Source organism: Parabacteroides sp. AM17-47 (assembly GCF_003434625.1).
Classification (GTDB): domain Bacteria; phylum Bacteroidota; class Bacteroidia; order Bacteroidales; family Tannerellaceae; genus Parabacteroides; species Parabacteroides distasonis.
In genome coordinates this window covers 1,383-15,694 of the sequence record NZ_QTLI01000043.1, presented here as the reverse complement: position 1 = coordinate 15,694, position 14,312 = coordinate 1,383, and the positions used below count along the sequence as shown (strand labels likewise).

At 38.9% G+C, this 14,312-nt stretch carries 19 protein-coding genes and 1 pseudogene; 9 read left to right on the top strand and 11 right to left on the bottom strand.

The genetic code is table 11. The annotated features are described in order from the left end of the window. Positions 1–233 precede the first annotated feature (233 nt). Both rlmD and DW205_RS21470 read left to right on the top strand, forming a co-directional pair. On the top strand, positions 234–1,646 hold the full coding sequence (gene rlmD / locus DW205_RS21475) for a 23S rRNA (uracil(1939)-C(5))-methyltransferase RlmD (RefSeq protein ID WP_005857064.1): 1,413 nt from the start codon (positions 234–236) through the stop codon (positions 1,644–1,646). A 12-nt stretch (positions 1,647–1,658) separates the two neighbouring features. Beyond that, positions 1,659–3,044 (top strand): transglycosylase SLT domain-containing protein, encoded by a 1,386-nt coding sequence (locus tag DW205_RS21470; RefSeq protein WP_005862368.1) that lies wholly within the window; start codon positions 1,659–1,661, stop codon positions 3,042–3,044. Positions 3,045–3,112: 68 nt separating this feature from the next. On the opposite strand, the gene DW205_RS21465 is transcribed toward DW205_RS21470, so the two are convergent. After that, entirely contained in the window at positions 3,113–3,994 is an 882-nt protein-coding gene (locus tag DW205_RS21465) for a DUF3078 domain-containing protein (protein WP_005862369.1), read from the bottom strand. Positions 3,995–4,159: 165 nt separating this feature from the next. Here DW205_RS21465 and DW205_RS21460 point away from each other — a divergent pair, with 165 nt between their 5' ends. Then, positions 4,160–4,393, top strand: a complete 234-nt coding sequence (locus DW205_RS21460; protein ID WP_005862370.1) for a YecH family metal-binding protein — start codon at positions 4,160–4,162, stop codon at positions 4,391–4,393. Between the two features lie 93 nt (positions 4,394–4,486). Here the strand turns inward: DW205_RS21460 and DW205_RS21455 are convergent, their stop codons facing one another. Next, the gene (locus DW205_RS21455; RefSeq protein WP_005862371.1) at positions 4,487–4,750 is read right to left on the bottom strand and encodes a hypothetical protein; all 264 of its coding nucleotides are present in this window, start codon (positions 4,748–4,750) and stop codon (positions 4,487–4,489) included. 100 nt (positions 4,751–4,850) lie between these two features. On the opposite strand from DW205_RS21455, the gene DW205_RS22925 reads away from it, so the two are divergent. Continuing rightward, the gene (locus DW205_RS22925) at positions 4,851–4,922 is read left to right on the top strand and encodes a hypothetical protein (protein WP_350453580.1); all 72 of its coding nucleotides are present in this window, start codon (positions 4,851–4,853) and stop codon (positions 4,920–4,922) included. 331 nt (positions 4,923–5,253) lie between these two features. Beyond that, positions 5,254–5,604 carry a DUF1622 domain-containing protein gene (locus tag DW205_RS21445; protein ID WP_005857075.1) on the top strand — a complete coding sequence of 117 codons (351 nt, stop codon included), beginning with the start codon at positions 5,254–5,256 and terminating at the stop codon, positions 5,602–5,604. A gap of 357 nt (positions 5,605–5,961) precedes the next feature. On the opposite strand, the gene DW205_RS21440 is transcribed toward DW205_RS21445, so the two are convergent. Together DW205_RS21440 and DW205_RS21435 are read right to left on the bottom strand one after the other, a co-directional pair. Further along, positions 5,962–6,183, bottom strand: coding sequence for a helix-turn-helix transcriptional regulator (locus tag DW205_RS21440; RefSeq protein ID WP_005862373.1), 222 nt, complete (start codon positions 6,181–6,183; stop codon positions 5,962–5,964). Between the two features lie 2 nt (positions 6,184–6,185). Further along, a complete protein-coding gene (locus tag DW205_RS21435) occupies positions 6,186–6,611 on the bottom strand; it encodes a DUF2975 domain-containing protein (RefSeq protein ID WP_008778354.1) in 426 nt (141 codons plus the stop codon). A 1,112-nt stretch (positions 6,612–7,723) separates the two neighbouring features. Between DW205_RS21435 and DW205_RS21430 the strand changes: the two genes are divergently transcribed. The 4 genes from DW205_RS21430 to DW205_RS21415 are packed head-to-tail and all read left to right on the top strand — an operon-like array spanning position 7,724 to position 10,304. Beyond that, a complete protein-coding gene (locus DW205_RS21430; RefSeq protein WP_005862374.1) occupies positions 7,724–8,170 on the top strand; it encodes a LexA family transcriptional regulator in 447 nt (148 codons plus the stop codon). Beyond that, positions 8,167–9,426, top strand: coding sequence for a Y-family DNA polymerase (locus tag DW205_RS21425; RefSeq protein WP_172718869.1), 1,260 nt, complete (start codon positions 8,167–8,169; stop codon positions 9,424–9,426). The genes DW205_RS21430 and DW205_RS21425 overlap by 4 nt, the downstream gene beginning before the upstream one ends. Before the next feature lies 1 nt (position 9,427). After that, positions 9,428–10,135, top strand: coding sequence for an SOS response-associated peptidase (locus DW205_RS21420; RefSeq protein ID WP_005862378.1), 708 nt, complete (start codon positions 9,428–9,430; stop codon positions 10,133–10,135). Positions 10,136–10,145: 10 nt separating this feature from the next. After that, complete coding sequence (locus tag DW205_RS21415) at positions 10,146–10,304, top strand: hypothetical protein (RefSeq protein WP_232299914.1); 159 nt, start codon at positions 10,146–10,148, stop codon at positions 10,302–10,304. Between the two features lie 52 nt (positions 10,305–10,356). On the opposite strand, the gene DW205_RS21410 is transcribed toward DW205_RS21415, so the two are convergent. From DW205_RS21410 to DW205_RS22685, 7 genes and pseudogenes are all read right to left on the bottom strand, one after another. Then, positions 10,357–10,647, bottom strand: a complete 291-nt coding sequence (locus tag DW205_RS21410) for a hypothetical protein (RefSeq protein WP_005862384.1) — start codon at positions 10,645–10,647, stop codon at positions 10,357–10,359. A gap of 152 nt (positions 10,648–10,799) precedes the next feature. Next, positions 10,800–11,624, bottom strand: coding sequence for a hypothetical protein (locus DW205_RS21405; protein WP_005862386.1), 825 nt, complete (start codon positions 11,622–11,624; stop codon positions 10,800–10,802). Between the two features lie 24 nt (positions 11,625–11,648). Then, on the bottom strand, positions 11,649–11,834 hold the full coding sequence (locus tag DW205_RS21400) for a DUF2589 domain-containing protein (protein ID WP_005862387.1): 186 nt from the start codon (positions 11,832–11,834) through the stop codon (positions 11,649–11,651). 168 nt (positions 11,835–12,002) lie between these two features. Then, positions 12,003–12,620 (bottom strand): hypothetical protein, encoded by a 618-nt coding sequence (locus DW205_RS21395; RefSeq protein ID WP_005862389.1) that lies wholly within the window; start codon positions 12,618–12,620, stop codon positions 12,003–12,005. 238 nt (positions 12,621–12,858) lie between these two features. Next, entirely contained in the window at positions 12,859–13,476 is a 618-nt protein-coding gene (locus DW205_RS21390) for a GIY-YIG nuclease family protein (RefSeq protein ID WP_005862391.1), read from the bottom strand. A 164-nt stretch (positions 13,477–13,640) separates the two neighbouring features. Then, positions 13,641–14,126, bottom strand: a complete 486-nt coding sequence (locus DW205_RS21385) for a hypothetical protein (RefSeq protein ID WP_005862393.1) — start codon at positions 14,124–14,126, stop codon at positions 13,641–13,643. Further along, positions 14,123–14,312: pseudogene (locus tag DW205_RS22685) on the bottom strand (structural protein P5); the annotation flags it as partial. The pseudogene DW205_RS22685 and the gene DW205_RS21385, both read right to left, overlap by 4 nt.

Sequence of the window (14,312 nt, the reverse complement as noted above, 5' to 3'; positions counted from 1 at the left end):
TGTTATTGAATGTGTCTACCTATATCAGCATAAGACAAAATTTTAAGAAACTGCAATATATTGATTTATAAACACATACTATACATCCCTTTCTGTCCATAATCATATCTTCATCAATCTTGATAGAATAACGAGAACTGTTTGCCGGACTCATTTAAGTATATAGAACGAAGCTCTTTGTTCTTAGCGGAATTGTAAGTATTTTCGCGAAGCGAATTTAAAACTTAACGACATTGGCAAGAAAGAAGAAACAGTTGCCTATATTAGAAAAGGTAACCATTACGGACGTAGCCGCCGAGGGCAAGGCTATCGCGAGAGTGAACGATATGGTGGTATTTGTACCCTTCGTCGCTCCGGGAGACGTGGTTGATATTCAACTGACCCGTAAGAAGAATAGTTATGCGGAGGGGAAACCTGTATATTTCCATGAGTACTCGGCCAAACGTGCGGAGCCGTTTTGTGAGCACTTCGGTGTCTGTGGAGGTTGCAAGTGGCAACATCTTCCCTATGAGGAACAACTTTACTATAAGCAAAAACAGGTCTACGATAATCTTACCCGCATCGGGAAAGTCGAAATGGAAGAGAAACTTCCGATCTTAGGTTCCGAGCGCACGACTTTCTACCGGAACAAGCTTGAGTTTACTTTCTCAAACAAGAAATGGCTTACGGAGGAAGAGATCCAGTCCGGTGCTTCTTTCGATTGCATGAATGGTGTCGGGTTTCATATACCGGGGATGTTCGATAAGGTATTGGACATCCATAAATGTTGGTTGCAAGATGATATATCGAACAAGATCCGTCTTTGCGTCAAGGAATATTGCCTATCTCATGAGGGATATCCTTTCTTCGATTTACGGAACCAAGAGGGATTCGTTCGTACGTTGATGATCCGTACGGCATCCACTGGGGATTTGATGGTCGTATTGGTTTTCTTCCATGAGGATGTAGAGCGCAGGGAAGCGTTATTATCTCATCTGGCGGAACGATTCCCGGAAATCACGTCCTTGATGTACGTCATCAACGGCAAATGTAATGACACGATCACCGACCAAGAAGTTCTCGTATTCAAGGGAAAAGATCATATCATCGAAGAGATGGAGGGGCTTCAATTCAAGGTAGGTCCTAAGTCTTTCTATCAGACAAACAGTGAACAGGCTTATAATCTATATAAAGTGGCTAGAGAATTCGCGGGTCTTACCGGAAATGAGATGGTGTACGATTTATATACCGGGACAGGTACGATCGCAAATTTCGTCTCTCGTCAAGCAAAGAAGGTTATCGGCATCGAATACGTACCGGAGGCTATCGAGGACGCAAAAGTGAATTCCGCCTTGAACCATATAGAGAACACGCTTTTTTATGCCGGTGATATGAAAGATATCCTTACGCAGGATTTCATAAACCAACACGGACGTCCAGATGTTATTATTACCGATCCACCACGTGCCGGTATGCATGATGATGTGATCAACACTATTCTCTTCGCCGAGCCGGAACGTATCGTTTACGTTAGCTGCAATCCTGCTACGCAAGCCCGCGATTTGAGTTTGTTGAGCGTGAAATACTCCGTCAAGAAAGTCCGTCCGGTCGATATGTTTCCTCATACACATCATGTGGAGAACGTGGTTTTGCTTGAGAAAAAATAAACATATAATATAATGTATAGGAAATACGTCCCCTTTCTGCTCTTTTTGTTCTTCTTGTATGGTTGCAACGGTAACAAACAAGAGGAGAAAGAGGACGTTTCCGTTTTCGTGGATTTACCGCAACTGAAAGCGGAAGGCGAGATCACGGCGGTGACTTTATACAGTTCTACCTCCTACTTCCAATATAAGATGCAACCCATGGGTTATGAATACGATCTGATAAACGATTTTGCCAAGAGCCAAGGTTTGAAATTAAACATCAAGGTCGCCGAGAATCCTGCCCGTCTGATCGAGATGCTAGAAGCCGGCGAGGTCGATGTTGTAGCCTACCCCATCCCAATCAATAACAAGCTGAAACAAGAGGTCATTTATTGCGGCCGGGAGGATATCTCCAGTCAAGTATTGATACAACGGGCCAATAAAGGCGATAAGCTTCTTACCGATGTCACTCAATTAATCGATAAGAATGTTTACGTAAAGCCTAACACCAAATACTCCGAACGACTGAAGAACTTGGATGAGGAACTCGGCGGAGGAATCCATATCCAAAAAGTGGAAAATGACTCCATTGCTACCGAAGATCTTATCGAGATGGTCTCCTTGGGCGAAATTCCCTATACGATCAGCGATGATAACACCGCCCGCCTAAACAAGACTTATTATTGGAATATCAATGTCGACCTAAAGGTTAGTTTTCCCCAACGCTCTTCATGGGTGGTAAGGAAAAGTAGCCCGGACTTGGCGAAGGCCATCGATGAATGGGCTTCTGATAAAACGGGTAAACATTCTTTCAAGGCAGTTACTAAGCGGTACTTTGAATTAAGCAAGCGACCTTTTACCGCAGATATTCCGGAGGTAAAGAATGGACATATTTCCCCGTATGACCCTTTATTCAAGAAACATGCGAAAAACATCGGATGGGATTGGCAGCTGCTGGCGTCTATTTCCTATCAAGAGTCTCATTTCAATCCTACGGTTGTATCGTGGGCCGGTGCCGAGGGGCTTATGGGAATCATGCCAAATACGGCGAAGGCATTAGGTGTCACCCCGCATGAATTGAAAGATCCGGATACGGGAATCCGTACGGGAGTAGATTGTTTACGGCGCTTCCGTCAAGGTTTTTCTGAGATTACGGATCCTGAAGAAAAAGTCAAGTTTACCCTAGCGGCTTACAACGCTGGGATCGGACATATTTACGATGCGCAGCGATTGGCCCGAAAATATGGAAAAGATCCCAATAAATGGGATAATAATGTAGCGGAATATATTCGTTTGAAAAATGATCCCGAGTATTATAACGATCCTGTTTGCAAGCATGGATACTTGCGTGGCTCAGAAACATATAATTACGTGCGGGAAGTGTTGGAGCGTTATCATTACTACAAGAAAAAATCATAGTTATAAAAAAATTCATAGCTATGAGTGAAAGTAGTCATAACTATGAATTTTCTGCAAGTAAATGCCACTTAAAAATTATAGGCGACACCTATGCCTAATATTTCCTTGAACTGGACCTTCGCCCCCCGTTTCTCTCCATTATCCTCAAAAGTTTTCACGTCGTTATCATATTTAAGCGTCGTATTGAGTGTAGCGGACAGGAATTTATTAATCTTCATGCTTATCAATACATCCCAATTGACATCGATATTTCCGAATTGATCGCTATAAGGAGTAAAAAAGTCAGCTGTAGTAATCAAGTTCACGTTTTCCATCACGGTTAATTCCGCACGAGCTTTCAAGTAAGCTCCCCATTCCATTCTGAAGCGATCTCCCGGATCGACCCCGAAAGCTCCTAACTCGGAAAGGTAATCATCCTCCACGAAAGTCATCTTCGTGGAAGCCGGAGAAAGATAAACCGAATAATTGCTTTTGGGACGATATTCCATACCTACGGAGATATTCGAATACGCCGGCGCAAAGAAGTTCGATATATAATGTGTCTTATCCGGATAATTATATCCTTTGGCAAACTGGGTGTTTAAATCTCCCATCAACGTATAATACCATACATTATTGGTGGAATATCCTAATTGGGTAGACAGGGTTATATTATCGGTACTTTTCCTCATTCCCTGCGATTTAGTCTTTGATAATCCGTAATCGAGAGCGAGATTGGTTACCCATAACCAGTCACCGCTTTTATGTGTTAATGCCCCATTCAGATACGCATTTCCGGCAACAGAGTTCTCACCGCCAGCCGACCAATTCGACATCGCCGTTTGCGACAAGTTCAAACCTGTCACACCTTTCAGTACCCATTTGCCTTCCTCATATCCTTTATCATCCGTTTGACTATATGCGATTGTCGTTAATGCGACAAACAATGTCATGAAGAATATACGTTTCATATTGTGATATATTTTAGTTATTAAAAAGTAAGACGTCCTATCATTTAAACAGGTTTGATTAATTTTTGTTTAGAAAAGCCTAAAGTTGAAAGGGTGTCACATTTGTTACACCTTTATACGGATAAACCCCTTATTTTTGTATCCGATAATTAAGTAATTTGATTTATGGAACAGTTACATGCACACGAAGTCCTTCATATGATGGAGGGTAATAGTTATTCAGAAGCTTCTTTAAAAGAAGCGATCGTTAAGACTTTTGGTGAGGATCAGCGTTTCTATACTTGTTCGGCAGAAAATATGGATGCGGATGAGTTAATCGTATTTCTGAAACAAAAGGGGAAATTCATGCCTGTCGAAAATGGTTTCACGGTAGATATTACAAAGGTTTGTAATCATTAAAGATTCTACGACACTATCAATGACTCTAGGCTAAATCAAAAGAATTTAGCCTAGAGTCATTTGCCTAAAGTTAAAAAAGACTTTCGATTCTACTCAATGGATAATACTATTCCTATAAATAATCGCAAATGATTTTTGCATCAATTCATAATCTTTATCAGAGACATAACTTGGCCTACGGTTACCCGCATGATTTATCATCCAGACAAAAGACTCTATATACTTTAGTATCTTATTTGACTTATCACTTTTTATACGTGACAAATAATCCATTTTTCCTAAAAGATAATTACTCACTTCAAGAACACTCATCTTATTACACTCATTCAACAATGATATTAATTCAAGGTCTTCCATAATCTTTATTTTTATTACTACAAATATAATATATTTAATCAAATAAACAAATCATATAGACAGATTTTCATCTTTAATTCTTTTACATAAAATAGCAAAAATGGAAAATGAACACATCTCTAAATTATATACCACTAATCTAAATGAGATCATTGAAGTTCATTGCCATTAGATAGGAAGTAGTTTCCTTAAAAAGAAATCAGATGGTCCTACAACAATAAAAATAGGCTTAAAAGAAAAATATTTAATAGATTTGTTTTGATATTCAAATAATAAAGATTATGTTTGATGCGCATTTTGTTGCAAGTGAAAATATTGGGGATTTTTTGACGTTCTGGAATAACACAGACAGCAACCCGGCAAGTTTTGTACTACCGGGTTGTTTTTTATCCATGATTGATCCTATACGTGTAAAAGTGTGAGTCCGAAAACCTACCATACCTGCGAGCCTTCCAACAAACATTCTATAGGCCTTTTATGTTATGGTTGTAAATGGTCTATTTATGCTTACTGGTTTTTTAAATACCTTAGCGACAATAATAAGTGTGACAAGCCTTCTGATTGTCACCTATGGTGCATTAATCGGAGTCATCTCATTTTTCAGAAATGAACTTAAGCGACTTACTGGTAATTATTCCATTACTAACATAAGAAAACTAAGAGCTGTATTCGGTACATACTTACTTCTCGGACTAGAATTTTTGATAGCGTCAGATATCTTAAAAACAGTATTGGAACCAACACTTAATGAATTGGCCATTTTAGGTGGAATAGTCGTGCTGAGAACAGTTCTGTCTGTCTTTCTGAATAAAGAGATCAAGGAACTAGAGACTGAAAATAAAGATACCGAGTAGATCCCATAAAGTTTTCAAGGGAAAGTACAGAAAAATGGCGCTTAAGTCTTGCATGAACAGGATTTAAACGCCATGAAGTAAAGTTAGAAAACCAAACCGCTCGGCCTTCACAGGTGAAGCGGAAGTGGATATATTGCCTTAAACTAATACCTTAATATTATTACAACCAGATTAAAGATCATAATGTTTATGCTTTTGATGAATTTCAATAGCCAAAATAAAACAGAAAATAAAAATCCGCATCCAGCGTCACTGCTACATGCGGATCAAAAATAACAAACTCTTACAAGAGTTAGGCACTACATAAAGTTGTATTATACTAATAAGCAGACTGAACCGCATCAAAGTGTTGATTCCTTATGTTGTTTTTTTCTCATCATTTACATATTCCAAAATGTCGCTTGGCTGACAGTCTAATGCTCTACAAATTGCCTCTAGGGTACTAAAACGAATTGCTTTCGCCTTTCCCGTTTTTAAGATAGAAAGGTTAGATAATGTCAAACCAACTCTTTCAGAAAGTTCGTTCAAAGAAATCTTCCGCTTTGCCATCATTACATCTAAGTTTACAATAATAGGCATAATTAAACTGTTAAGTCATTCTCTGATTTCATATCTATCGCATTTTGCAATAATTTTTCAAATACAGCCACGGCTGTCGCAACTACGATAGCGACAAAAGTAGTTACGATACAAATGGCAAGAAAACCTGCGGGGTCATCTTCTGTATTATGGGTCAACCTTATAAATAGTCCTGCCACCACGATTAAAATACTTAGTAAGATCGCACAATGCTTTATGTTCTTCAAAGTCTTTACAGAGTTTGTTGAAAACACTTTATTTTGCCCAATATAACCGAGCAACCTAAAAGCATTGTACAACGCAACAAAAAAAGCGATTGACGCTCCATATCCATATAAGATAAATGGATCAGCGTAAGTACTAAATAAATCTAGGTGTGTGGCTCGTCCCTCAGTTAAGGGAAACCAAATCAAAATAATAAGTGCCACAATACCGATAAGAACAATAACTGTTTAAAGAAATGCTGTTGAAATTCTTTTCATGACGTATGATGTTAATTTTAAACGACGTTGCAAATGTAATAAATATTTATTGATAAACAATAAATGAATAGCGAAATTCAAAAAACAGTCTCTTTCTCAAGCTAATTAAAAAATCTGGACTTGAATCGCCAGTGTAGTGTCGAAGTACAATGATCTCCCATTTGGAAGGGAGAATGGGAATAGAAGAAAAAAAGAACGCCTACCTGAAAAGTGGTAGACGCTCATTGCATACGGTTATTGGGACAAATATAGAGTTTATTTCTATCTTGGATTATCCTATTCATTAATAACTACTTCATCTCTTCTCCCTTTTCATTAAAGATAGCGATAGCCTCCTTGCCCTCGATTACCAAAATCACTTTAAAGAGTTTACCTTCAGTCTTTTCCGCAACATATACCTCTTGGATCGCTGAATCCGGATAAGATTTTTAATTAAACAATCTATTCATATTAACGTAATCAATAGATATAGAACAACGGATATGCCGAATTTCGCCTATCTACAGATAATCATGACACACAACATCTTATATTTTAGCATTAACATATGGATTCCATGCGGAAACAAATAAAAATCCGCATCCAGCTTCACAGCTACATGCGGACCAAACAAATAACAAACTCTTATTTAAATCTACTCCTTATTGTTAGTTTAACTAAATGACAATAAGAATGATACGATATAAAATACTATATTTTTGTAAAGTATTTGTAAAGTAAAGCTCTACTTTTCTATTTACTCATCTTATCAAAATCATCAAGAAGCACTAATCCATAATTAGGGTAGCTTCCTAAGTTATCTACTGAGACACCGTATACGGAAAAGCTCTCATTGGCGAACTTGATCCGACCGACGACGCAAAGGTAGATGTTAATTAGCGCTTTATCATTTCTTGTGTATGCTAGATAACATAGATTTGATATTTAAGATTTTGAAAAACATACGCTCCAACCATCCAATACGAAATCTATTGCATTGACAATTAAAATCTTAACAACGCATTCAATGAACTTAACAGATTGTTTTCCTATTTTTGCACCGAGGAGATAACATTTTTATGAGTAAAAAGAACTTGACTATATACAAGGTAGATGCGGAGAGCCATCTACCTCTTCCCTATGCGGATGAAGGCATTCGCGCTGGTTTTCCCAGTCCGGCTCAAGACTATATGGAACTGGCTATCGATCTGAATAAAGAGTTGATAAAGCATCCCACCTCGACTTTCTATGGCCGTGTTGTCGGTGACTCGATGAAGGACGAGGGCATTGAGGAAGGCGATATCCTTGTGATCGACAAGTCGTTGGAGCTAATGGACGATGATCTGGCAGTTTGCTTTATCGATGGGGATTTTACGGTGAAAAGGGTAAGACTGGAATCGGACGCCGCATGGCTGGTACCCTCCAACGCTAAATATCCGCCTATCAAGGTCACCAAAGATAATGAATTCATGGTATGGGGGATCGTCACCTACACGATCAAGAAAAACAGGAGGAAAAGACAATGATCGCTCTCGTGGATTGCAATAATTTCTACGCATCATGTGAGCGTGCCTTCAATCCTAATTGGAATAACCGCCCTGTTGTCGTATTGTCTAATAATGACGGTTGTGTGATCGCTCGATCAAACGAAGCGAAAGCATTAGGTATAAAGATGGGAGTGCCAGCCTATCAGATCAAGAACGAGATCGAGCGGTATGGTATTGGCGTGTTCTCATCCAATTATACGTTGTATGGGGATATGTCCAACCGGGTAATGACAATGCTTTCCTCCTATTCTCCAAACATTGAGGTGTATTCGATCGACGAATGTTTTCTGGATTTCTCCGGTTTTGAGAGATACGACCTGAAAGAATATGGAGAAGAGATAATACGAACTGTCTCCAAGGGAACCGGGATTCCCGTATCGATGGGTATTGCCCCGACAAAAACTCTCGCCAAGGTCGCAAACAAATTCGCAAAGAAATATAAAGGGTATAAAGGCGTGTGTATCATTGACACGGAAGAAAAACGGATCGAGGCGCTTAAACGGACAGAGATCGGGGACGTATGGGGTATTGGTTACCGACACACGAAACGACTCTCCGTGTATGGTGTAAGTACGGCATACGATTTCTCTCTGATGCCTAGAAACTGGGTACGTCAACAAATGACAGTCGTAGGGGAACGTACTTGGAAAGAATTAAATTGGGAATCCTGCATAGACCTAGAGCTGGTAACCCCGGATAAGAAACAGATATGCACCAGCAGGGCATTTGGCGAGGCGATATCCGAGATTGAGGGACTGGAAGAGGCCGTATCCTCTTACGCCAGTATTTGCGCAGGAAAGCTTCGCAAACAAAGATCCTGCGCTCAAGCGCTCATGGTATTCATACATACGAATAATTTTCGGGAGGATCTACCCCAATACTTCCAGAATTGCGTGGTCAAGCTACCGGTACCAACGAACAGCACGCCAGAGATCGTACACTATGCGTTGATAGCCCTCCGGAACATTTACAGAAAAGGATATTTTTTCAAGAAAGCCGGGGTTATTATCATCGATATCGTTCCTGATAGTGCGATCCAGCAAAACATGTTCGATAACGTAGATAGAGAGAGACAAAAGAAGCTCATGAAAGTGGTAGACCGATTGAATAGCGGATTTAACAGGAATAATCTTACTTTAGCGGTACAAGGTGGCCGGAGGAAGTGGAAACTGAAACAAGAGCTCCTATCCCCTTGTTATACTACAAGATTGTCTGACATCATAAATATTAAATGATATGTGCTTCTATAACTCAATGTCCAAGAAGGCGAAAGAACTTGCGGCTCGTTATGGTCGGAATCTAAGCGTGGTAGAAATCGCTGAAAAAATTCTGGAGGAACAAGAGCAATACAGGGTTAACGCATTCACTTTTCCAGACTATCCGATTATAACCGCAGATCGGGAGGTTCAAAGTTTCAAGTGGGGCTTGATTCCGATCTGGGTTAAGGACAAGAAGCAAGCTGATGAGATAAAACGCATGACATTGAACGCACGGACTGATACTATCTTTCAGAAGCCCTCGTTTCGGGAACCGATCATGAAGAAAAGGTGTATTGTACCTAGTACTGGCTATTTCGAATGGCGGCATGAAGGAAATAAGAAGATACCTTATTACATATACGTAAAAGATGAGCCTATTTTCTCGATGGCAGGGATTTATGACGAGTGGCTGGATAAAACAACCGGTGAAGTTGTAAAAAGCTTCTCAATCATTACAACCGATCCAAATTCACTAACGGATTATATCCATAATACGAAGCATCGCATGCCGGCTATTTTGTCCATGGAGGACGAAGAAAGATGGCTAGACCCGAAGCTAGCAAAAACAGAGATTGAAAGATTGCTCCGCCCATTTCCTCCCGAAAGGATGGATGCGTATGTCATTAATAATGATTTTTTGAAGAAGAAGGCTGATGATCCTACGATATTGGATAAGGCTTCATAAAAAGTTAGGGTTGTCCGAAAAAGCCAAACGGATCTTCGCTTGGAAATTCTTTGCCGGGGAGTCTTTCGTCGATTGGCCGGGGCCGGAAAGCCGGAAGGAGTTGTATGAGACCTATAAAAGTGTTTTCAATGCGGTGATGGATAAGAAGGATGGGAGGTTGCTATTTTAAATGCCGGGGATTGATAGCTAGGCCATATCAATCCCCGATATTTCATTTATACTCAGTTTAAGATTTCCTCCTCCCAGCGACCCAAATTCAACATATCCCAACGAGGAGTTCCGTCAGACAATTCATTTTCCGATACACCGTATACGGAAAAGCTCTCATTGGCGAACTTGATCCGGGCAATCTCATGGCCTTTCTGGTTCTGCATGTTCATGTAATCGCACATACGATCCCAATCTGTGGGGCCGATGAACAGGGAGGTGATCCTCTTGCCTTCCTTTATCGGGAGGCCGATAACGTAACTATTGATTTGCTTACGCTTAGAAATAGCTTCTTCAAAGGTCATTGTTTTTTACGGTAAAGATATACAAAAAAAGAACGTCCATCGAATATCCTCTAGAAGATGGTGGACGTTCTAACCTTGTCATAAAGGATCTTGACTTGAAGGTTAAAGGTTAGAAATGCGTTGGGAATGGATGATTTTGAATTAGTCACGAATTAATCTGACATATCCTCTTCTGACGTATTATCATCATCATCTGATGAAGTTGAAAGAATTTCAAGGGCTCTTTGAATTGTAGTAGAATAATTACCGACCATTCCACTAGCGCATCTGCTTAATCTATATTTTACATTATCCATATCCTCTGTAACTTCATAGTCAACTCTGTCAAACAGTCTTAAAAGATGAGCAGCCTGTTCTTTTTGGGTTGGTACATATACCACCGATGTTGTAGGCCCTGTTTGCGTATAAGTTACATCTGCTCCCACACTTCCCGCATATGTATTTCTACCTTTTTTCAATTTCTCCCAAATATGAAGCCCGATACCGCCCGATTCTCTATCAGTCGTGAGATCCGCAAATACATGAGTAGAATCAATTTCTTTGTGGTAATCTGGTCTAGAACCACCCAATACTTCTTGTGTACCCCAATCATTATCTCCGGCTTTGTCATTCAGTTTTTCCTCTATACAATATCCCCAGTTAGCGGCTGTTGGCCTCATTAAATATTGTTTTTGATGTGGAGTATATGGTCCACCACCTTGTACACCAGCAATAGCTTCTGCTATAGCTACGGTCAAATCGTTATCCAATTCATTCCATGCAGCAATAATATTATCAGAAGTCGAATCATAAGGGCTAGGAGCTACACGAACCATTCGTTGAACTAGATTTTTCTCTTTCCTTGATCCACTTATTATATCTGATAATTTTGTTTGGATAATAGAATCTAATCTGTTATTAACAACATACCCACCACCACCTTTCAACGGTTGTATTACTCGGGAAGTAGCCTCTTTATATTGTTTCTCCGCTTTCATGATCATTTGATTTAAGGATTCAAACTATTCTTTCTCTTCTGCCTCTTTATCCGAGTTAAGCTCGGTTTCTTTCATGAACTCAGCAGCGGCTTTCGCTTGTTCCTCTTGGGCCTCTACACAGGCTCTCAATGGGCCTCCTATAATAGAACCGAAAGGAATTCCCTGCAACGCATTGGTCGCAACCTGTGAGGGTGTAGGATCTTTTGCCATAGTGATTACTTTTAAGGATTTCCCAAATGTAGGGAATTATTTGAGAAGTTGTGTATTTTGAAAAAAAGAAATATAAAAAAGAGCCCGAATATCACTACCCTAGACGCTTTAACTTTAACTATGACTCCATTAATGCCGAGACAAAGATAGGTATTATAATACACCAACCTATATACTATTTATATTTTTCTTTTTAAGATACTCATCATACCCTATTTGCCAAAAATACATATCTACAATTTTCATAGGGGGATAAATGACATCGCTTTTTATACAATTCTTACATTCCTTTATTTCAATCTTATGTTTATCTGCAAAGGATATGATATTTTGTAGATTTATAGGAAACTCTTTTGTCTCTTCACATATCTTCCATCCATCACAAAAAAATCGATCTAGCGCAGGCATGCAACCTAAAGTACCTAATAGTATTTTCGAAACTAAAGTACAGCTGACATTCTTCACTTCATATACATCCTTGATCTTTTTAACGATTTCATTTATTGGTTTTATATCATCAGAAGCAATATTTTCTTTTCTTAATGCGCTATTAGATCGTATGATCTCGACAATAGGTTCATGTATCAAATAATCTTTCTGAAGTAATTCTGAAGAACCTCTATACATCCCCCAGCTCGCTAAATAAAAAGCCAACTGCAATGTCAGATAATCAACATCATTATTAAAATCCGAAAAAGCCATAAAGCAGTGTTCCCAAGATTTAAAACGATGATTTGGTTCGTGTAATTGTTTTATATATTTACCAACAATATCTTCCATACCCATCCTATAGTTTTGTTATTGTAAAGAGTGTCTAAATGATCACCTTTTATAATGAGAAAAATTATTTTTTTGAATGTAAATATACTAGTCATTGTGATCAGCTATTCTGAAAATTGCATATTTACAGGCAGATAATCATCTACAAAAAGCACTTTTATAATTTTCAGTTAGCGTTAACTATCACCTAGTCTGATCTAAATCACCACCGAAAAACTCAAAAGTTCATAAACTAGATACATATTCAATCCACAAAATTATATTCATCTTTATTTAAATCAACAACAATGTTATAATTATAACAGCATGATTTACAAATATCCAATATCTTTTGTCGGCATTTTAAATAACTACATTTAAAAACCTCATTTGCTTCTTGAAGTCCTCCATCATGTAAATAGTCAAGAGAAAAAGAATATTCTTTTAATGCCATATCTAATCTAGATTCAATTTCTCCTGCATTTATACTTCTAATAGCAAATAATACAATCCAATCATAGTATCCCGCATATTCTGTACGATTCAGTGACTCCTCACGAATTTGCACATCTTTAGTATATCCTATTTTAATAATTGATCCTTTTAATGATCCTGCAATATATACCATACCTGCAGATTCATGTCTTCTTTGAAATGCTATTCTAGCTGTGTTACATTGAATACAATGTCCACTTCTTGATCTCAATGTATGTCCATATTTTCGACAAGCAGTTGTATTATAAGCAAATAATTTACCATGATTTTCCATTTCTTGTTTACATTGTGGTATTGGTCTTCCTTTAGCATTAAAGAGTTCATATACACTTATATTTTGAGATTTCAAGAAAATACGTTCACTATCTGATATTTCATATTCTATCATAACGGCATTAGTTTAATATTAATATGCGGACAAATATAGATAAACGAAAACAACTTTACCCACATTACAAGTATTTTTCAAAACACTGTTTTTAAAACAATAAAACTTTCTCTGGTATAGAAGATGAAAAACTAAAACACCAAACAAATATTAAATTGTGATTTTTACTTTCTTAAAAACCTTATTACGACATAACCTATACAAAAAACGGCCAGCCCGGACAACAAGCCTATAGCCCACCCACCGACCTCGATCTTTATTTTCTCCCAACGGGACAACTCCTTCTCCACAGGGATCGGGACCTCGACCTTACGATCGACATATACCTCTTTCGACGGGAGATATAACGTATCCCTAGGAACCCTCATATTGGCGATCACGTTACCGAGGCTATCCAAGGCGAACATGAGCTCTACGTTCTTGGTGTTGGCCATGTCCAGCCAACGAAGGACTACCTTACCGTTCTCATCGCATTCCATCAACGCACGGATAGAGGCGCTATCTACAGGCATAGGGTAAGGTACCAACTTGTCTATATAGATCGAGTCTATACGATTCTTGATAGCGACAGGCTGTATCTTGGTTCGACACCCGGACAGGAAGAGGATACCGGCTATCGCCAGCATCCCGCAAATCATTCCCGTTCTCATAATAAATTCCACCCCGCAATAACATCTGACATATCAGCCTCTCTCCCATTCTCAAATCGGCTCATCCCTGCCACAATCCGAATCATCTGTTCTCGGTCGTTGATGTTTATCGGATCGTCAGCCGGGATTCCTGCGTAGTCAGATACAAATTGGATGTACTTTTCCGTATGGTTCTCTTTCGGTGGG